Annotated in this window: 22 protein-coding genes; 11 read left to right on the top strand and 11 right to left on the bottom strand. The window is 67.9% G+C overall.

Annotated elements, in window-relative coordinates; genetic code table 11:
* Position 1: 1 nt before the first annotated feature.
* Positions 2–322 (bottom strand): hypothetical protein, encoded by a 321-nt coding sequence (locus tag BGP17_RS16175; RefSeq protein WP_286712694.1) that lies wholly within the window; start codon positions 320–322, stop codon positions 2–4.
* On the opposite strand from BGP17_RS16175, the gene BGP17_RS16170 reads away from it, so the two are divergent.
* Positions 321–797 carry a c-type cytochrome gene (locus BGP17_RS16170; protein ID WP_286712692.1) on the top strand — a complete coding sequence of 159 codons (477 nt, stop codon included), beginning with the start codon at positions 321–323 and terminating at the stop codon, positions 795–797. The genes BGP17_RS16175 and BGP17_RS16170 overlap by 2 nt on opposite strands.
* Before the next feature lie 148 nt (positions 798–945).
* Positions 946–1,893: a lipase family protein gene (locus BGP17_RS16165; RefSeq protein ID WP_286712691.1), complete on the top strand. Its 948-nt coding sequence runs from the start codon at positions 946–948 to the stop codon at positions 1,891–1,893.
* Between the two features lie 132 nt (positions 1,894–2,025).
* Here BGP17_RS16165 and BGP17_RS16160 read toward each other — a convergent pair whose 3' ends face one another.
* On the bottom strand, positions 2,026–2,658 hold the full coding sequence (locus tag BGP17_RS16160) for an outer membrane protein (protein ID WP_286712689.1): 633 nt from the start codon (positions 2,656–2,658) through the stop codon (positions 2,026–2,028).
* Positions 2,659–2,856: 198 nt separating this feature from the next.
* Here BGP17_RS16160 and BGP17_RS16155 point away from each other — a divergent pair, with 198 nt between their 5' ends.
* Positions 2,857–3,033: an antitoxin gene (locus tag BGP17_RS16155; protein ID WP_286712688.1), complete on the top strand. Its 177-nt coding sequence runs from the start codon at positions 2,857–2,859 to the stop codon at positions 3,031–3,033.
* A 1-nt stretch (position 3,034) separates the two neighbouring features.
* Entirely contained in the window at positions 3,035–3,313 is a 279-nt protein-coding gene (locus BGP17_RS16150) for a type II toxin-antitoxin system RelE/ParE family toxin (RefSeq protein ID WP_286712686.1), read from the top strand.
* Between the two features lie 111 nt (positions 3,314–3,424).
* Here BGP17_RS16150 and BGP17_RS16145 read toward each other — a convergent pair whose 3' ends face one another.
* Genes BGP17_RS16145 through BGP17_RS16130 form a run of 4 tightly spaced genes read right to left on the bottom strand, consistent with a single transcriptional unit; the run spans position 3,425 to position 5,569 of the window.
* Positions 3,425–4,483, bottom strand: a complete 1,059-nt coding sequence (locus BGP17_RS16145; protein WP_286712685.1) for a ribonucleotide-diphosphate reductase subunit beta — start codon at positions 4,481–4,483, stop codon at positions 3,425–3,427.
* Between the two features lie 20 nt (positions 4,484–4,503).
* Positions 4,504–5,010: a hypothetical protein gene (locus tag BGP17_RS16140; RefSeq protein ID WP_286712684.1), complete on the bottom strand. Its 507-nt coding sequence runs from the start codon at positions 5,008–5,010 to the stop codon at positions 4,504–4,506.
* Positions 5,007–5,228, bottom strand: coding sequence for a hypothetical protein (locus BGP17_RS16135; protein WP_167299551.1), 222 nt, complete (start codon positions 5,226–5,228; stop codon positions 5,007–5,009). The genes BGP17_RS16140 and BGP17_RS16135 overlap by 4 nt, the downstream gene beginning before the upstream one ends.
* Positions 5,225–5,569, bottom strand: a complete 345-nt coding sequence (locus tag BGP17_RS16130) for a hypothetical protein (RefSeq protein ID WP_286712682.1) — start codon at positions 5,567–5,569, stop codon at positions 5,225–5,227. Before BGP17_RS16130 ends, BGP17_RS16135 begins: the two co-directional genes overlap by 4 nt.
* A 101-nt stretch (positions 5,570–5,670) precedes the next feature.
* Between BGP17_RS16130 and BGP17_RS16125 the strand changes: the two genes are divergently transcribed.
* Positions 5,671–5,934 (top strand): DUF2171 domain-containing protein, encoded by a 264-nt coding sequence (locus BGP17_RS16125; protein WP_286712680.1) that lies wholly within the window; start codon positions 5,671–5,673, stop codon positions 5,932–5,934.
* Between the two features lie 2 nt (positions 5,935–5,936).
* Here the strand turns inward: BGP17_RS16125 and BGP17_RS16120 are convergent, their stop codons facing one another.
* Both BGP17_RS16120 and BGP17_RS16115 read right to left on the bottom strand, forming a co-directional pair.
* Complete coding sequence (locus BGP17_RS16120; RefSeq protein ID WP_286712679.1) at positions 5,937–6,413, bottom strand: endonuclease domain-containing protein; 477 nt, start codon at positions 6,411–6,413, stop codon at positions 5,937–5,939.
* A gap of 64 nt (positions 6,414–6,477) precedes the next feature.
* Entirely contained in the window at positions 6,478–8,412 is a 1,935-nt protein-coding gene (locus BGP17_RS16115; RefSeq protein WP_286712677.1) for a ribonucleoside-diphosphate reductase subunit alpha, read from the bottom strand.
* A 676-nt stretch (positions 8,413–9,088) separates the two neighbouring features.
* Between BGP17_RS16115 and BGP17_RS16110 the strand changes: the two genes are divergently transcribed.
* From BGP17_RS16110 to BGP17_RS16100, 3 genes are all read left to right on the top strand, one after another.
* Entirely contained in the window at positions 9,089–10,762 is a 1,674-nt protein-coding gene (locus BGP17_RS16110) for an MFS transporter (RefSeq protein ID WP_286712676.1), read from the top strand.
* Positions 10,755–11,918, top strand: coding sequence for an HlyD family secretion protein (locus BGP17_RS16105; protein ID WP_286712675.1), 1,164 nt, complete (start codon positions 10,755–10,757; stop codon positions 11,916–11,918). The genes BGP17_RS16110 and BGP17_RS16105 overlap by 8 nt, the downstream gene beginning before the upstream one ends.
* 289 nt (positions 11,919–12,207) lie before the next feature.
* Positions 12,208–13,839 (top strand): amidase, encoded by a 1,632-nt coding sequence (locus BGP17_RS16100; protein ID WP_286712674.1) that lies wholly within the window; start codon positions 12,208–12,210, stop codon positions 13,837–13,839.
* Positions 13,840–13,924: 85 nt separating this feature from the next.
* Here BGP17_RS16100 and BGP17_RS16095 read toward each other — a convergent pair whose 3' ends face one another.
* A complete protein-coding gene (locus BGP17_RS16095) occupies positions 13,925–14,386 on the bottom strand; it encodes a DUF2721 domain-containing protein (RefSeq protein ID WP_167299572.1) in 462 nt (153 codons plus the stop codon).
* A 42-nt stretch (positions 14,387–14,428) separates the two neighbouring features.
* Here BGP17_RS16095 and BGP17_RS16090 point away from each other — a divergent pair, with 42 nt between their 5' ends.
* From BGP17_RS16090 to BGP17_RS16080, 3 genes are all read left to right on the top strand, one after another.
* Entirely contained in the window at positions 14,429–14,788 is a 360-nt protein-coding gene (locus tag BGP17_RS16090) for a SpoIIAA family protein (RefSeq protein ID WP_286712673.1), read from the top strand.
* A gap of 51 nt (positions 14,789–14,839) precedes the next feature.
* On the top strand, positions 14,840–16,054 hold the full coding sequence (locus tag BGP17_RS16085) for a GNAT family N-acetyltransferase (RefSeq protein ID WP_286712672.1): 1,215 nt from the start codon (positions 14,840–14,842) through the stop codon (positions 16,052–16,054).
* A 77-nt stretch (positions 16,055–16,131) separates the two neighbouring features.
* Entirely contained in the window at positions 16,132–16,824 is a 693-nt protein-coding gene (locus BGP17_RS16080) for a Crp/Fnr family transcriptional regulator (RefSeq protein ID WP_286712671.1), read from the top strand.
* 28 nt (positions 16,825–16,852) lie between these two features.
* Here the strand turns inward: BGP17_RS16080 and BGP17_RS16075 are convergent, their stop codons facing one another.
* A complete protein-coding gene (locus BGP17_RS16075) occupies positions 16,853–18,076 on the bottom strand; it encodes an aminotransferase class V-fold PLP-dependent enzyme (RefSeq protein WP_353681879.1) in 1,224 nt (407 codons plus the stop codon).
* A gap of 67 nt (positions 18,077–18,143) precedes the next feature.
* The gene (gene trmB, locus BGP17_RS16070; RefSeq protein ID WP_286712669.1) at positions 18,144–18,824 is read right to left on the bottom strand and encodes a tRNA (guanine(46)-N(7))-methyltransferase TrmB; all 681 of its coding nucleotides are present in this window, start codon (positions 18,822–18,824) and stop codon (positions 18,144–18,146) included.
* Between the last annotated feature and the right edge of the window lie 29 nt (positions 18,825–18,853).

Below are 18,853 nucleotides of genomic sequence, written 5' to 3'. Positions count from 1 at the left end.
ACTATCCCACCGGCCGCACCGCGAGGCGGGTCTCGCGGTGGCATTGGTGGCAGAAGGCGAAATCGAACGTCTCGCTGAGCGCCCAGGCCTGGGAACTGACGTCCCATTCTGCCCAGGCGTCGCGCGTAACGGCAACACCGCCGCAACGTTCGCACGCATACTCGACCCGAGGAGCTTCGCCTTCTGCCACGCCCGGCAGCATAGGGGATCTCCGATCCGTTTCGGCGGTAACCATCTCCATAATGGACAAGGTTGCGCGGCCGTTGCGGATCAGAGGAAGGAGGCCTAGCCTCGCCTTCTCCGACCAAGGGAGCGAATCCATGCGCACTTCCATGCTCGCACTCGGCGCCGCGGCGGCGCTGTTCACCGGCCTCGCGGCCACCGCCCCGACCAGCCGCGCCGTCGCCGCCGATCCGGCCGCGGACGTGATCGCCGGCCGCAAGGCCGCCTTCCTGCTGTCCGGCGCGCTGTTCGGCCAGATCAAGGCGGGCATCGATCGTGGCGATGATCCCAAGGCACTGGGCTTCGCCGCCCGCGCGCTGGCCGGCTGGGCCCGGGCGATCCCCGGCATGTTCCCCGCCGGCAGCGGCGCGGCGCCGTCCGAGGCGCAGCCCGCCGTTTGGAGCGACCGCGCCGGCTTCGAGGCACGCGCCGCCGACTATGCCGCAGCGGCGACCAAGCTCGCCGAGCTCGCCAAGGCCGGCGACAAGGCCGGCTTCGCCGCGCAGTTCGGCGAAGTGGGCAAGGCCTGCAAGGCGTGCCACGATGCCTATCGCAAGCCCGACGACCATCATTGAGCAAGCCCGCCCGGGCGCCCGGTTCCGGTTCAGCGCAACGAAAGCGCGGCTTCGCGATTTTCGACTCCGGTGTTAACCCTAATTGCCTGTGCACCATCCGCCGGGGCAAGGCTGTATGGTTCGGGGAGTATTGCCGATGCACGACTGCATGAAACGCCGCCTGCTCTACGCTTCCAGCCAGGCCTATCAGCCGGCCATGCACGTCCATGGCCGCAATGTCGGCTGGATCGAGGCGCCCTTCGTCGTGCGCCGCGAGAGCGCGCTCGGCCAGCGCCAGATCGACCAGGCGCTGGTCGGCCGCACCTCCCAGGGCGTGGTGGTGGCGTTCCGCGGCTCGCTCCCGCCCTTTTTCGGCAGCGCGCATGACGGCTGGGACGTGGTACTCGACTGGCTGAACGACGCCTTCTCGCTGTGCGTCGAGGATTCGCATTATGGCGGCGGCGTGCATTTCGGCTTTGCCGAATCGACGCGCCGGCTGTGGAACGACGCGGGCTCGGGCCCCGGCGTGCGCACCGCGATCCAGGCAATGCTCGACCAGAGCCTGCTCGACCGCAAGGCACGGCGGCATCTGTTCGTCACCGGCCATAGCAAGGGCGGCGCGCTCGCCAATCTGGCGGCGATGCGATCGGCCCAGGTGAAGGAATGGGCGGACCTGCCGGTGAGCGTCGCCACCATCGCCGCGGCGCGCGCCGGCAATGCCGATTTCGCCGCCAGCTATGACCGCACCCGCATCGCCTGCCTGCGCTACGAGATGCCGGGCGACGTGGTGCCGCATCTGCCGCTGAGCCCCGCCACGCCGGCCTGGGCGCGGGCGATCGCACGCGGCGTGTTCCCCCGGCTCGCGACCGCCGATTATCGGCCGGTGGGGCTGCTCGTCGCGCCGCCGCCTGCGCCCAAGGCGGGCCACCAGGCCTGGGCCGGCTCACGCCGCCCGGTGCGCAGGCTGCTCGACCGGCGCGGCACGGGGCTCGAGGCGCTGACTCCGGCGATCCTAACTGCGCATGCCATCTGCCCGGGCAGCGGCTATGACCGGCTGATCTGCGACGGCGAAGCGGTGTGCGATCACGGCCAGGAGCCGAAGCGCAAGCGGGCCTGAGCGCGCGGGTTCGGCCGCTACGAGTCCGTTTCCGTACAAGGGCTTCCGAGCCCCGGACCGAGTCCGGCATCGACACGACGAAGCAAGCGGCGGCGCGCGCCCCCGGGGAGCCGCGCCGCCGTTGCCGTGCCGTCAGAAGTGCGCGATCAGGCCGGCCATCGGGCGGAAGCTCTTCGCGTTGTTGAACGTGTTGATCTCCATGCGCAGGCGCACGCCGCTATTGCCGGTGACGCCGCCCAGGCCGATGTCCCTGGGCCCGACCTCGACGCCGGCGCCATAGGTCATCGCGTGATAGTCGCGGCTGTCGTTGCCGAGCGCGTCGAAATTGACCCATTGATAGCCGACCTTGCCATAGATCATGCCGCTCTCGCCCGCGCGCAGGCCGAAGCGGCCGGCGGCGCCATATTCCCAGTCGATATCGCCCTTGATGCCCTTGGCGACATTGCCCTCGGCACCGACGAAGACCGGCCCGAGCGGAATGTTGATGCCGGCGACGCCCTGGACCAGGGCACCGTCATAGGCCTTGCCGCTCGCGGGAATCGGGATGCCGGCGTTGGACTGGCGATCGAACCGCTCATAGCCGCCCAGGATGCCGATATAGGGCTCGATCCCGAAGGCGCGGGTGCCGTCGGGCGCGGTCCTGGCCGGCATGGCGGTGGCGGCCGTCTCGGCAGGAGCGCTGTCGGTGCCGGCATCCTGCGCCTGGGCGGCGGGGACGACGAAGGGCAGCGCGGCGAACGCCGCGGCGGCAAGGAGTTTACGCATGTCGGGGGAACCTCGTGGCTATTTCAAACACTCGCCCCGCCGAAGGCGACCCAGATACGCGGGCGCTGGCGGCGGGGCATGGGGTCAATGCACGAGGAGTCCGCCGGGTTGCATTGCAGCATGGAATTGCGGCGGGGGTGTTGCATAGGGGACACGGTTGGGGTTTCGGCAGGAGTGCGAAGCTGGTATTTTCCTGACATGACCCGCGAACGCTCCCTGTTCGACGAACGTGACCCTGCTGCCGAAGCGGCAGCGGATGCGCGTGCCGAGGCCGATGTGAGGGCGAGCCGGCTGGTGGGGCATGATGCCGTGAAGCGCTGGATCGCTTCCTGGGGAACCGAAGCACCGCTGCCCCGTCCCAAAACCGGCGAATAGCTTGCGCAAGATCGTCTGGACCGAGGAGGCGATCAGCCATCTCGAAGCCATTCTTGCCTATGTCTCCGCATTCAATCCCGGCGCGGCATCGCGGCTGGGCGAACGTCTGATCGCGGTGGCGGACAGCTTGGCGGCGTTCTCCGAGCGTGGTCGCGACGCAGGCGAAGGCCGGCGGGAAATGACCAGCGTCTGGCCCTATATCCTGCGATATCGGGTGAAGAGCGACACGGTCATCATCCTACGCATCCGGCATGGAGCGCGGGATGAGGTGGAGGAATAGGAGGAGATTGGCTACCGGGTTGTTCCAAGCGTGTGTGGGCGGCCATTTCGACCACCCACACTTCACGCGGCCCCAACCTGGATCATGCAGGCCTTGGTCGCCTTGGGGCAATCACTCCGCCGCGATCCCCGCCTTCGAGAACATGTCCGGCCCGCCGTCCCCGCCATCCTCGTTGGCGACCGGCGTGATCTTGGCCTTCTGGCGCTTGTCGAACGAATCCCACACTTCGTTCCATGCACCCCGGGTCGCCGCCTTCGAATATTCCGTCGCGCGGGTCTCGAAGAAATTGGCGTGCTCCACGCCGTTCAGCAGCGGGGCGAGCCAGGGCAGCGGATGCTCCTCGACCATGTAGATCGGCTTGAGGCCGAGCTGGCCCAGGCGCCAGTCCGCGATGTAGCGGACATATTTCTTGATCTCCTTGGGCGTCATCCCGTTCACCGGGCCCATCTCGAACACCAGGTCGATGAACGCGTCCTCGATGCGCACCGTCTTCTGGCACATGTCGAGAATGTCGTCGCGCACCGACGGGGTCAGGCAGTTGCGCTCCTTGCAGAAGGCGTGGAACAGCTTGATGATGCCCTCGCAGTGCAGGCTCTCGTCGCGCACCGACCAGGACACGATCTGGCCCATGCCCTTCATCTTGTTGAAGCGCGGGAAGTTCATCAGCATCGCGAACGAAGCGAAGAGCTGCAGCCCCTCGGTGAAGCCGCCGAACATGGCCAGCGTCTTGGCGATGTCCTCGTCGGTATCGACGCCGAAGGTGCTCAGATAGTCGTGCTTGTCCTTCATCTCCTTATACTGGAGGAAGGCGGCATATTCGGTCTCGGGCATGCCGATCGTGTCGAGCAGGTGCGAATAGGCGGCGATGTGGACCGTCTCCATGTTGCTGAATGCCGTCAGCATCATCTTGATCTCGGTCGGCTTGAACACGCGGCCATATTTCTCGTGGTAGCAATCCTGCACTTCCACGTCCGCCTGGGTGAAGAAGCGGAAGATCTGGGTGAGCAGGTTGCGCTCGTGATCGGTGAGCTTCTGCGCCCAGTCGCGGCAATCCTCGCCCAGCGGCACTTCCTCCGGCAGCCAGTGGATCTGCTGCTGGCGCTTCCAGAACTCGAACGCCCAGGGATATTCGAAGGGCTTGTAGGTCTTGCGGGCTTCGAGAAGCGGCATTGGGGTTACTCCGTGACGAACTAGATGAACTTGAGGACGAGAAGGACGGCGGAGACGCCGATGAAAGCGAAGCCGAGTCCACGCGAGACGTCGGCACGCGTGCCGTGGATGGAGGAAGGATCGATCAGGTAGCGCACGCCGACCAGCAGCAGGACCAAGGGCAGGAAGCCGTCGATCCACACGGGCGGGCTGCCCAATCCGAGCGGGCGCACGAGCAATGTGAGCGCGAAGACGCCAAGGGACAGGCAGAGGAAGGGCAACAGCACGACCAGCGGCCGGGCCAGCCAATTCTGGCGCGGGCGCATGCCCTCCGCCTCGGCCTGGGCCAGATCGACCTCGATGCTGCGCAGTTCCTCGAAATACCAGTCCTGCCCGCGCGCAAGGCGGCGTTCGCGGCGACGATGGAGCCGGGCCAGCCGCGCATCGATCCCGAATACCGGATCAAGCACCCGGCCGAGCGCCCAGCCGGCCACGAAGATCATGGCACCGAGAGGCAGCGCCAAGATCAGGAACAGCGGCGTGCTCATGCCGCCCCTCCCGCCAGCGTGAACGCCGCCGCGAAGCCGCCGAGGAACAGGCCGAGCGCGAAGAGCATCATGCCGGCGATGCGCAGGGCATAGGCCGTCGCCTCGGCCTCGGGCAGGCCGAGCGCACGGCGGACCCGGCCGGGGCGGGCAAGCGCCGTCAGCCCCGCGGCGCCCGCGGCAGCGGCCAGCCCGGCCATCAAGGCGATGCTGCGCGTCATTCGTGGTCGATCACCCGGCCGCCGCGCTCGCGCACGATGCGGTCGCGATAGACGATGCGCGTCACCCGGTGCCCGCGATTGGCGCCGACGCCGAATACGCAGATGCCGAGGAAATAGCCGAAGTCGTACCAGCCGCCATTGTTGGGCACGGCATAGACGGCGACTTCGGGCATCAGCAGCGAGAGGAACCAGGCGACCGGGAAGATGAAACCGTGCCACAGGCCAAGCAGGAAGCCCGGCGCTTCCGGCTGTACGGCGCTCGGCACCTGCTTCGCGCAGGCGGCAAGCAGCAGCAAAGCGGCAAGCGGCAGGGCGCGCCAGGACGTGCGGACATGCTTCATGCGATCCTCCTTTCGGATGGGCGACGGGCGGCGCAGGCGGCTGCATCGTTTCCCGGCCGCGTGCGTTGAGCGAACGAACCATCCCCCCAAGGAGACCCGGCATGAGCGATGTGCGTGCAATCCAGGAGCATATGGAAGTGATCGGCGCCGACGGCGTCCATGTCGGCACGGTCGACAAGGTCGAAGGCAGCCGGATCAAGCTCACCAGGAAGGACAGCGCCGTCGAGATCGAAGGCGCGACCGGCAGCCATGCCGGGCATCATCACTATGTCTCGATCGGCCTGGTCGCCGGCGTGGAAGGCGACAAGGTGCGCCTGTCGGCCACCGCGGCCAATGCGGTCGAGATCTTCGAGGAAGAGGCCTGAGTTCACAGCCCCTCTCCCCGTGGGAGAGGGGCAAGCCGCGAAGCGGCGCGGGGTGAGGATGAGCGCGACGCACCATGCGATAGCGCGCCCTCGCCCTTTCTGTCGCTAGCGCAATGGGGGGCCTCCCTCTCCCTCAGGGAGAGAGAGATTTGCGCTACAACGCCCTCGATATTCTCCAGCACGTCATTGTTCCAGAACCGCAGCACCCGATAGCCTTCATTCTCGACGAAGCGCGTACGTCGCGCATCATATTCGGCGGCTTCCGCGTGCTGCCCACCATCCACTTCGATGACCAGCCTTTCGGCGAAGCACATGAAATCCATGCGATACGGCCCGGCTGGAGCCTGAAAACGCCACTTCCGATCGGGAAAAGCCTCGCGCAGCGAACGAAGGAGCCGCCTTTCAGCCTCGGTCGCGTTGCGGCGCAATTCCCGAAGCTGGGAAACCGTACCGGACGGCTGATCCTGATAGAGGCGCATTCGCCCTCACCCTTCCGCCGCTTCGCGGCTCCCTCCCTCTCCCGATGGGAGAGGGATTCTCACCTCACTGGCAGGCCAGGCACTCATCATAATCCGTCGACTCGCCCAGATTGAACTGCGGCTTCTCGATCGTGTTGTCGGCCTCCACGCCGCCCGCGAAGCCGGCGCGCTGCACCGACTTGGAACGGAGATAATAGAGCGACTTGATGCCGAGCTCCCAGGCGCGGAAGTGGAGCATCAGCAGGTCCCACTTCTCGACGTCCGCCGGGATGAACAGGTTCAGCGACTGGGCCTGGTCGATATAGGGCGAGCGATCGCCGGCCAGCTCGAGGATCCAGCGCTGGTCGATCTCGAACGAGGTCTTGTAGACGTCCTTCTCTTCCGGGCTGAGGAAGTCGAGGTGCTGGACCGAGCCGCCCTGCTCGAGGATCGAGTTCCACACCGCATCCGAGTTCTTGCTCTTCTCGCTGAGCAGCTTCTCCAGATAGGGATTCTTGACCGAGAACGAGCCCGACAGCGTCTTGTGCGTGTAGATGTTGGCCGGGATCGGCTCGATACAGGCCGAAGTGCCGCCGCAGATGATCGAGATCGACGCGGTGGGCGCGATCGCCATCTTGCAGCTGAAACGCTCCATCACGCCCATGTCGGCCGCGTCCGGGCACGGCCCGCGCTCCACCGCCAGCGCCATCGACGCCTGGTCGACCTGCGCCTTGACGTGCTTGAACATGCGCAGGTTCCAGCTCTTCGCCATTGCGCCCTCGAACGGGATGTTCCGCGCCTGGAGGAAGGAGTGGAAGCCCATCACGCCCAGGCCGACCGAACGCTCGCGGCTGGCCGAATAGGCGGCCTTTTCCATGCCCGGCTCGGCCCGGTCGATATAATCCTGCAACACATTGTCGAGGAAGCGCATCACGTCCTCGATCATGCCGGTCTCGCCCTTCCACTCGTCCCAGGTCTCGAGGTTGAGCGAGGAGAGGCAGCACACCGCGGTGCGCTCATTGCCCAGATGATCCTTGCCCGTGGGCAGCGTGATTTCCGAGCAGAGGTTCGACGTGGAGACCTTGAGGCCCAGATCGCGATGATGCTTGGGCATGTTCGAGTTCACATGGTCGGCGAACACGATATAGGGCTCGCCGGTGGCAAGACGGGTCTCGACCAGCTTCTGGAACAGCGCGCGCGCATCGACCTTGCCCCGCTCGGACTGGTCCTTGGGCGAACGCAGCACCCATTCCTCGCCGCCCCGCACCGCTTCCATGAACGCATCGGGGATCAGCACGCCGTGGTGCAGGTTCAGCGCCTTGCGATTGAAGTCGCCCGACGGCTTGCGGATCTCGAGGAACTCCTCGATCTCCGGATGCGAGATGTCGAGATAGCAGGCGGCCGAACCGCGGCGCAGCGAGCCCTGCGAAATCGCCAGGGTGAGCGAATCCATCACGCGCACGAACGGAATGATGCCCGAGGTCTTGCCGTTGAGGCCCACCGGCTCGCCGATGCCGCGGACATTGCCCCAATAGGTGCCGATGCCGCCGCCGCGCGAGGCGAGCCAGACATTCTCGTTCCAGGTGTCGACAATGCCGTTCAGGCTGTCCGGCACCGAATTGAGGAAGCAGCTGATCGGCAGGCCGCGGCCGGTGCCGCCGTTCGACAGAACGGGCGTGGCGGGCATGAACCACAGCTTCGAGATATAGTCGTAGATGCGCTGGGCATGCGGCTGATCGTCGGCATAGGCCGAGGCGACGCGCACGAACAGGTCCTGGAAGGTCTCGCCGGGCAGCAGATAGCGGTCGCGCAGCGTCTCCTTGCCGAATTCGGTGAGCAGCGCGTCGCGCGAATGATCGACCTCGACATCGAACGCGCGCGGCGCAACCGCCTTGCTGTCGTTCCGCTTGCGCGCCTTCGGTGCCGCCTTGGCGACATCGCTCGCAGCCGGCTTGCCGGCAGTGGCGGGGGCTTCGGCGACGGTCTCGTTCACGCTGTTTTCCGTGTCCCTGAATTCCATGACTCTCACCCCTGAAAAGCTTCACCGGCCTTCCCCCGGGGGAAGGCATCAAATCCCGACTCGAAGGGGCTGCCGATCCTAGCATCGACGCGGCCGCGCGCGAAGAACAAAACATGTCCATCGCACTTCGTCCCAGGCACGAATCGACCCGTTCCGCATATGGGTATGCGGCGGCGCGTCCACCAGTGCTTGAGCTTGCCCCTCAGTGCAACCACAACAGATTGTGCCAATCCGAGTCCGCGCACAAGACCCGAAATGGTTAATTTCCACAACGTTTCGTCGCTAAAATGACTCGGTTCGTGGCACCTGCATATCTGCTGCAATGCCGCGACGCGCGGACTTTCCTAGGGTTTGCGAAAGGCAAGGGAACGAACGCGGAACGTTAATTTTTTTCGCGTGGAGGAATCCGGGGGACCACAAGGGCTTGTGGTCGGCCGCATGATCGCACCGCAGAGGATGGCGATCGCGGCGCGGACGCATCCGCCTTCCGCAATCATCTCCGCAAAGGCCGGATGACGGATGGAATCTCGGAGTTCCGGGCTCCCTTGCCCTCCCGGTGCGCAGTTGCAGTCCACGCAACCGAGCGTTGCCGATTGCGCGATATTCAATCAGACTTGCCCGGGTCTAGAGGCAGTCCTTTGGCGGATCGTTTCGCCGCGAGCGGGATTATGTCGGGATGGCAACGAACGGGGCAGCGACGGGGGAGCAGCCGGAATGGCAGCCGGCCCCGCACGAGCGCTCGCCGATCCCCGGTTCGCCCCCTACCCCCTGGCACCCGCCGCTGCGGCGCGCGGCCTATATATCGGTGGCGGTACTGGTGATCCTGTCGGGTTCGCTGGGCAATGCGATCGTCACCGCGAACCTGACGACCCTGCAGGGATCGCTCGGGCTCTATTCGGCCGAGATCCAGTGGCTGCCGACCGTCTATGTGATGACGAATGTCTGCGCCAACATGGTGCTGATCAAGTTCCGCCAGCAGTTCGGCATCCGGCTGTTCACCCAGATCTTCCTGGGCGCCTTCGCGCTGACCACCGCCGGACACCTGATCGCGCACAGCTTCGCGACGGCGGTGGCGGTGCGCGCGCTGAGCGGGATCGCGGCCGCCGCGTGCAGCACGGTGGGGCTGCTCTACATGGTCCAGGCCTGGACGCCCGAGCACCGGCTGAAGGGCATCGTGATCGCGATCAGCCTGCCGCAGATCGCCGTCCCCCTCGCCCGCCTCTTCCCCAGCGAAGCCTTCGAGCCGGATCGCTGGCAGACCATGTATCTGTTCGAGCTGGGCCTGGCCCTGTTCTGCCTGGCCGCGGTGCGCCTGCTGGTGCTGCCGCCGGTCGAGCGGATGAAGGTGTTCGAGCCGCTCGACTTCGTCACCTTCCCGATCTTCGCAGGCGGCATGGCGCTGCTCTGCGCGGTGCTGGGCATGGGCCGGGCGCTGTGGTGGTTCGAGGCGCCATGGATCGCGCCGGCGCTGATCGGGGCGATCGTGCTGCTGCCGATCGCCTGGCTGATCGAGCATCACCGCGAGCGCCCGCTGCTCAACACCCGCTGGCTGGCGAGCCGCGACATCGTGCGCTTCGCCTTCGTCTCGATCCTGGTGCGCGTGGTGCTTTCGGAGCAGACGATCGGCGCGTCGGGGCTGCTCACCGTGCTGGGCATGGGCAACGACCAGATGCGGATGCTCTATCTGGTCGTGCTGCTCGCGACGCTGGCCGGCGTGGTGGTCGGCGCGCTCACGCTCGATCCCCTGTTCCTGGGCAAGCCGATCCTGATCGCGCTGGCGCTGATCGGCCTGGGCGCCTGGCTCGATTCGGGTTCGACCAACCTCGTCCGCCCGCACGACATGTATTTCAGCCAGGCGCTGCTGGGCTTCGCCAGCGCACTGTTCATCGGCCCGGCGATGCTGATCGGGCTGACCCGCGCGCTGCGCGAGGGCCCGACTCATTTCGTCAGCTTCTCGGCGTTGTTCGGCATCACCCAGAATCTGGGCGGCCTGTTCGGATCGGCGATGCTCGGCACCTTCCAGGTGATCCGCGAGCGGGCGCACGGCAACGCCATCGTCGCGCAGCTGGCGAGCGGCGATCCGCTGGTGGCGCAGCGGCTCCAGCAGAATGCCGGCGCCTATGGCCGGGTGCTGATCGATCCCGGCCTGCGCCAGGCCGAGGGCGCGGCGATCCTCTCGCAGACCGTGACGCGCGAGGCGAACATCCTGGCCTATAACGACACTTTCCTGCTGATCGCGGCGATCGCGGCGGGGACGATCTTGTGGGTCTTCATCCCCATCATGCGGATCCGGCGCGAGAACCTGGCGCGCGCCGCGGCCGAGCAGCAAGCAGGAGCAAGGAATGGCTGATCCGACAACCCCGGCGATCGAAGCGGAAGCGAAGCCGGCGCCGGCGCCGGCCGCCGTGCCCGCGCCGAGCGAGGGTGCGGATCCGCCGCCCACGCCCGAGGTCGCCGCGCGCCGCTGGGCCCCGCCCCGCCTCTCCTGGACCGCCATCGCGATCGCCGTGCTGCTGGTGCTGGCGGGCATCGCGGCAGTGCTGATGGCGTGGCAGGTCTGGCCCTTTGCCGGGAACGTCCAGTCGACCGAGAATGCCTATGTGCGCGGGCAGGTGACGATCATCAGCCCCCAGGTGAGCGGCTATCTCACCGACGTGCCGGTCCAGGATTTCGCGACCGTGAAGGCAGGCGACGTGCTCGCGACGATCGACGAGCGCATCTATCGCCAGCGCGTCGACCAGGCGAAGGCGAACGTCGCCAGCGCCCAGGCGGCGCTCGCCAACAACCCGCAACAGGCGGCATCCAAGACCGCGGCCTTTGGCTCGCAGGAAGCGGCGGTCGCCTCGGCCCAGGCGCAGCTCGCCAAGGCGCAGGCCGATTTCAGCCGGATCGACGCATTGGCGAAGCAGGGCTTCATCACCCGCCGCGATCGCGACGCGGCGCTCGCCGCGCTGCGCACCGCCCAGTCGGCGGTGGCACAGGCCCAGGCGGCGCGGACGGTGGCGAGCGAGGACATCCGCAGCGTGACGGTGAACAAGGGCGGGCTGGTCGCCGCAGTGGATGCGGCCAGGGCGGCGCTCCATCTCGCCGAGATCGACCTCGCCAACACGGTGATCCGCGCGCCGGTAGCAGGTCAGCTGGGCGAGATCGGCGGGCGGCGCGGGCAATATGTCACGGCCGGCACCCAGCTGATGGCGCTGGTGCCGCAGACCCTATGGGTGACCGCCAATTTCAAGGAAGCGCAGACGGCGAAGATCCGCCCAGGCGCCAAGGCGAGCTTCCGGGTGGACGCGCTGGGCGGCGCGAAGCTGAACGGCACGGTCGAGCAGCTGGCGCCGGCGGCGGGATCGGAGTTCGCGGTGATCCGCAGCGACAATGCGACAGGCAATTTCGTGAAGATCCCCCAGCGGATCGCGGTGCGGATCCGAATCGATCCGGGCCAGCCCGCGGCGGCACGGCTGCGGCCGGGCATGTCGGTGGAGGCAAGCGTGGAGGTGGGGCACTAGAGTCGCGGCACATCCGGCGCACCCCGTCCCCGCCATCCCCTCCCGCCCCACCACCCCGTCCCAACCCCGTCATCCCCGCGCAGGCGGGGGCCCAGGTTTCTCTGCAGCATCGCCCGTGACTCTTGGTTCCCCGCCTGCGCGGGGATGACGAAAAGGGGGTATTTGGCCCAAGCGATACGTGTCCCAAGGGGGATAGGCGCCCTTGCGATCCGCCCTCCGCTTGCAGGGCCCGGCGCACGCGCTAGGCTGGCCGCGCAACGAGATTCGGGGACGGCGCATGCGAACGGGAATGACGGCTCTGGCGGTGACTCTGGCATGGACGTCGCCCGCATGGGCACAGGAAGCGGCCCCCGCCCCTGCCCCCGCCCAATCCGACATCGTGGTCCAGGAAACGCCGCGCCCGCTTCCCACCGTCGAGGAACAGTCGATCGATGCGCTGCGCACCGCGCTCGCCGACGGGAGCATGAGCAGCGGCTATATCGTCGATGCCTATGTCGCGCGGATCGGGAAGCTCGACCGCGCCGGGCCGACGCTGCGCTCCGTGATCGCCGTCGCGCCGGGCAAGGACCTGCGCGCCGATGCGCGCGACAGCGACGACCGGCGCAGGGCGGGCAAGCCGCTCGGCCCGCTCGACGGCATTCCGGTGCTGATCAAGGACAATATCGAGACGCAGAACATGCCCACCACCGCAGGCAGCCTGGCGCTCGCCAACAACGACACCGGGCGCGACGCGCCGCTGGTCGCGCGGCTGCGGGCACAGGGCGCGATCATCCTCGGCAAGACCAACCTCTCCGAATGGGCGAACATCCGCTCGAACAACTCGATGAGCGGCTGGAGCGCCATGGGCGGCCTGGTGAAGAACCCCTATGCGCTCGACCGCTCCGCCTGCGGCTCGTCGAGCGGATCGGGCGCGGCGGTCGCGGCGAGCCTGGCGGCAGTCGCGGTAGGCACCGAGACCGATGGATCGGTGGTGTGCCCGGCGGCGATGAACGGGCTGGTCGGGCTCAAGCCCACGCTGGGGCTGATCAGCCGCACCGGCGTGGTGCCGATCAGCCACAGCCAGGATACGCCCGGGCCGATGGCGCGCTCGGTGAAGGACGCGGCGATCCTGTTCGGCGCGATGGTGGGCAGCGACCCCGCCGATCCGGCGACCAAGGACGCGGACAAATATCGGAAGGACTATGCGGCAGGGCTGTCTCCGGACGCGCTCAAGGGCATGCGGATCGGCTATTGGAAGCCCGAGATGGCGGCCGACCTCGCCGCGCGCTTCGACAAGGCGCTCGCCGAACTCGGCGCTGCCGGCGCGGTGCTGGTCGAAGTGAAGGTGCCTGAGCTGAAAGGCCTGGGCGAGGCCGAGGGGCTGGTGCTCCACACCGAGTTGAAGGCCGACATGGCCGCCTATCTCGCCACCACGCCGGCGAGCGTGGGCGCGAAGACGCTCGCCGACCTGATCGCCTTCAACGCGGCGCACGAGGAAGCCGAAATGCCGTTCTTCGGCCAGGAGACCTTCATCAAGGCAGACAAGTCCAAGGGCCTGGACGATCCCGAATATCAGGCGGCGCGCGAGAAATCGGCGCGCATGGCCGGGCCCGAGGGGATCGACGCGATGCTCAAGGCCGCGGATGCGCGGATCCTCGTCACCCCGACCTATGGCACGCCCTGGCTGAGCGACCCGGCGCATGGCGACCAGTTCCAGGGCCCCTCGGCAAGCGAGCTGCCCGCAGTCTCGGGCTATCCGCACCTCACCGTGCCGATGGGCCTGGTGAACGGGCTGCCGGCCGGCCTGTCCTTCATCGGCACGGCCTATGCCGACGGGCTGCTGCTCAAGGCCGGCTATGCCTATGAGCAGGCGACGCACGCCCGGGTGGCGCCGCAATATCTGCCGACGATCCCGGCGGACCTGGGGCCGCGGACGCCCTAGGTCCAGAACGCATTCGACGAACCCCGTCATCCCCGCCCATGCGGGGGCGACGAAGGAAAATCAGATACTTGCCTGGGTTCTCAACCTAGCGTTTCCCGTCCAGCTCCAGCAGTTCCTCGCGGACATGGATCGCCTCGAGCGACATGCGCACCTCGAAGAGGAAGTAGATCAGGCCCGCCATCAGCAGCAGCATCGAGACGATGAAGGCGCTCGCCACCCAGATGCCGACATGCAGGTTGCTGAGCCGCGCGACGAACATCATCGCGACGACGAAGCAGATGGCGAGGGCGCTGGCCGTGCACAGGAAGATCGCGTTGTTGATCACCGATATGCGGCGATCGATGATCCGCAGCTCCCAGACGTGGCGATCATGCTCGGGCCCGGTGGATCGCGGGTGGAGCTGTTCGATGTTGCGCGCGCGATCGACGATGCGGGCGAGCCGGCCGACCATCACGTTCAGGAACGCCCCGATGCCCGCCAACAGGAACACGGGCGCGATCGCCGCCTGAATCGTTTCCGAAACCGTGGAGAGATAGGGTCCTTCCATGCGTCATGCGTTATGACCGGGGAACCGAACGGAGTGAAGCCCATGATGCAGTTCGAGACCGATATGGATGCCGGGGTGATCGAGTTCACCGTCGACGGCGAAGTCACCCGCGCCGAATATGACGCCGCGGCCACGGAAATGGAGGCAGTGATCGCGCGCCACGGCAAGCTGTCGGCGGTCGCGGTGATCCGCAGCTTCGCCGGCATGGAGCTGGCGGCGTGGTGGAAGGACATCAGCTGGGGCGTGGGGCACCTCACCAGGATCGGCCGCGTCGCGGTGGTCACCGATATCGGCTGGATCGTCGCCGCCAGCCGCGCCACCGGATGGATGGTGCCGGGCGAGCAGAAGATCTTCACGCCCGAGGAGCTGGACGCCGCCCGCGCCTGGGCTCGCGGCGGATGACCGCCGGCGTCATCACGGCTTGGTAACGGGTGCCGCGCTAGAAACATGGCCATGTCGAAGCCGATGCTGCTCGAGGAATTCACGCGCCTGCCGCCGGCGCTCACCATCGATTGCGTCGACGGGCTGGCCGGCGCGATCGACGCCGTGGCCGCCCGCGCGCGCCCGTCGCACCGCTTCCTGCGCTATGGCTGGTTCGCCGCCGCGCTCCGCACCTATGGCGGCCATGCCCGCACGCTCACCGTGGCGCGCGAGGGCGAGCCCGTCGCCGCGCTGCCGATCGTCGCCGCCGGGCCGGCCTGGGCGAAGCTGGCTGCGATCCCCGGCTGCTACTGGCCCTTCCGCAGCTTCCCCGTCCGCGAGGATGCCGGGGTCGAGGCGATCGAGGCGCTGCTCCCCCGGCTCGCCCGCGCGGCGCGCGCGCTGCGCGTCGGGCCGGTCTATGACGGCGATCCCGGGCTCGAGCTGCTCAAGGAAGCGGCGCGGAACCGGGGCTGGGCGGTGCTCGACCGGTTCGTGGCGGACAGCTTCCTGCTCGACATCGCCGCCGAGCGCGCCGAAGGCACCTGGCCGCGCAACTCGACGCTCAAGAAGAACCGCTTCCACGAGAAGCATCTGGGCGGGCACGGCGAACTCGACTGGAGCTTCGTCCACGGCGTCGGCTGGGACGAGGCGGCGTTCGAAGCGCTCGCCGGCATCGAGGAGAAGAGCTGGATCGCGGCGCGGACCGACGGTTCCGACGCCAAGTTCACCGCGCGCGGCCATGGCGGCTTCTGGCGCGCCGCCGCCGAGGATCCCGTCATCGCCCGGATGCTGTGGACGGCGCTGCTCCGCGTCGACGGCGCCCCTGCGGCCTTCTCCTTCGACCTCAATGCCGGCCCGCTCAAATATGCGATCGCGAACAGCTATGATCCGCGCTTCGCCAAGCATTCGCCGGGCAAGCTGCTCTATTATCGCAACCTCGTCCGCGCGATCGAGGACGGCATCGCGGCCGTGGACTGGGGCGCCGGCGACAGCGGCTACAAGCAGGTGATCGGCGCCGCGAAGGGCCCGGCGATCCGCGACTGGCTGTTCGTGCGGCCGGGGATCGACGCGCTGGCCGGCAAGCTGCTGCGCGGCGCCTGGAAGCGCACGGGCCGCGCCGAGACCGGATCAGCGCCGGCGGAAGCGAACCGCGTCCTCGATGCTGAGGAAGGCGACCGTGGCGATGAAGAACGCAAAGGCAGCGGCAACCAGACAGAGATACATGGGGCACTTCCCGGCTCGTGACGTGACGTGCCGCGTGCCTGCCCCCTGGGACAATCCGTCGCTTTGACCTTCGTCAAACCACCTCCGATATGCGGCGCATGATTGCCGCCCATATCTGCTCCGGCTGCGCGGTGCGCGACCGGGCGCTCTGCGCCAGCCTCGACGATGTCGAGCTCGATACGCTCAACGCGCTCGGCCAGCGGCGCCGGCTGACGCGCGGGCAGACGCTGGTCTGGGCAGGCGAGGAGAGCCTGGTCTGCGCCAATCTGCTCTCCGGCGTGCTCAAGCTCAGCGCCGTCACGCCCAACGGGCGCGAACAGGTGGTGGGGCTGCTCTACCCGGCCGATTTCGTCGGCCGGCCCTGGGCCGAGCTGGCCGACTTCACCGTCACCGCGCTCGGCGACGTCGAGCTCTGCGTCTTTCCGCGCAAGCCGTTCGAGCGCGTGCTCGAGGACCATGTCCGCATGGAGCGGCTCCTGCTCCAGCGTACCTTGGCGGCGCTCGAAGAGGCACGGGGACGGATGCTCGCCCTCGCCCGGCTCTCGGCGCGCGAGAAGCTGGCCGGCTTCCTCCTCGACCTGGCCGATCGCGTGCAGGGCTGCCGCGCCACCGCCTCCGGGCCGGTGACCTTCGACTTCCCCCTGACGCGCGGCGAGATGGCGGAGGTGCTGGGGCTGACGATCGAGACGGTGAGCCGCCAGCTGAGCAGGCTCAAGGCCGAAGGCGCGATCAACCTGATGGGCGCGCGGGGCATCACCATCCGCGACCGGACGTTGCTGGAAGCAGCCTGAGACTTCCCGTTCCTCCCCGGCGGGGGAATCAGGATGCCACTTTCCGCAGCGCCGCGACGAAGCGGTCCACCTCCTCCATCGTCGTCGCCAGCGCCGGCGTCACCCGCACGCAGCTTCCGCTCGCCAGGCCGTCGCGGTGCACGGTGAAGATGCCATGCTCGTCGAGCAGGCGCCTGGCCAGCGCGACATTGGCTTCGTGCGATGTCCGGCCCTTCAGCCGGAACGCAGTGATCGCGCCATAGCTGCCGGGATCGTCCGGCGTGAGCACCTCGACATTCGCCAGCGCCCGCGCAGGGCGGACCCAGCGATCGCGCAGCGCCCGGAGCCGCGCCTGCTTGGCGGCGGCACCGATGCCTTCGTGGAAGTCGAGGGCCGCAGGCACCGCGAGCAGCGCCGCATAGTCGACCGTGCCGGTATGGACGCGGGACCGGATGTCCGCGGGGTTGGCGCCGGCTTCGGCGGGGTCGATATCGATGTCCGTCAGCCGGCCGTCCCGGATCACGATCGCGCCGACGCCGAGCGGCGCGCCGATCCATTTGTGCAGGTTGATGCCGATGAAATCGGCGGCGAGATCGGGCAGCCTATAGTCGATCTGGCCGACGCCGTGCGCGGCATCGACGATCGCATCGATGCCGCGGAGCCGGGCCATCGCCGCGATCTCGGCGACCGGCAGCACCAGGCCGGTGCGGTGGCTGACATGGGTGAGCAGCACCATGCGAAGGTTGGGATGCGCGGCAAAGGCCTGCGCATAGGCATCGATCACCGCCTGGCGCGTGGCGGGCAGCGGCAAGGCGATCTTGATCACTTCCGCGCCGCGCCGGCCCTTCAGGCTCTCCATGCAGGCCTGCATCGCGTCATAGTCGAGATCGGCATGAAGCACCGCGTCGCCGGGGCGCAGGCGGTTATAGCCCAGGATCAGCGCGCGCATCGCTTCGGTCGCGTTGCGGGTGAAGGCGATCTCCCCGGTTCCCACGCCCATCGCGGCGGCCACCCGGGCGCGGACCGCCTCGATCTCGCCGGGCATTTCGCGCCGGGCAAAGAAGCTGGTGTCGCGGTTCACGCGATCGACATGGGCGCGATAGGCGGCATGCACCGGCCGCGCCATCATTCCCCAATTGCCATGCTCGAGCTGCGCAACCTTGCGCGTGACGTCGTATTGCGCGGCGATGCCGGCCCAGCGCTCGTCGTCCGCCGCAAGGGCCGGGGCGACGGGCATCGCGGCCGCGGCGGCGAGCAAGGTCCTGCGGTCCATCATTCCCCTCCTCCCGATCCGGCGCCGCACGGATAGCAGCGGGGCCAGCGCCGCACCATGCAGCGGCCTATCGGCGGATGTAGCGGAAGTACCACACTTCATGGCCCTGGCGCCGCGCCTTGCGCTCGTAGCGCGTTTCGGGCCAGTCCGCCGGGCGGGTGAGGAAATCCCGCGCGGTCTTCGCCTGCCATGCGAAGTCGCGGCGCTGGTCCATGATCATCATCGACCAGCGGCAATAGGTCGGATCGTCGGTGCCCAGGCGGAACTCGCAGCCGGGCTTGAGCTTCGCCGCGATGATGTCGAGCGGACCATGGTTCATCATCCGGCGCTTGGCATGGCGGGCCTTGGGCCAGGGATCGGGATGAAGCAGGTAGAGCCGCTCGAGGCTGGCATCGGGCAGCCGCTCGAGCACTTCGAGCGCGTCGCCCATGTGCAGGCGGACATTCTTGAGATCGCCGTCGCGGACATGGCCGAGCGCGCCGACCACGCCGTTGAGGAAGGGCTCGCAGCCGATAAAGCCGTGACCGGGGCGCATCGCGGCCTGGCCGGCGAGATGCTCGCCCGCGCCGAAGCCGATCTCGAACTCGAGGGGGCGATCGTCGCCGAAGAGAATGGCCGAATCGAGCGGACCCGATTCGGGCAGGCTCACCTGCGGGAGCAGCTCCTCGACAAGGGCGGATTGGCCCTGGCGGAGCTTGTGGCCCTGGCGGCGGCCATAGAGACGGCGGATGGAAACGGGATCGGACACGGGCCGCCTGTTAGCGCCCCGGACGCGGA

The organism is Sphingomonas sp. 67-41 (genome assembly GCF_001899725.1).
Taxonomy (GTDB): domain Bacteria; phylum Pseudomonadota; class Alphaproteobacteria; order Sphingomonadales; family Sphingomonadaceae; genus Sphingomonas; species Sphingomonas leidyi.
The sequence above is the reverse complement of the archived record's forward strand: the minus strand, read 5'-3'. Positions and strand labels throughout refer to the sequence as shown.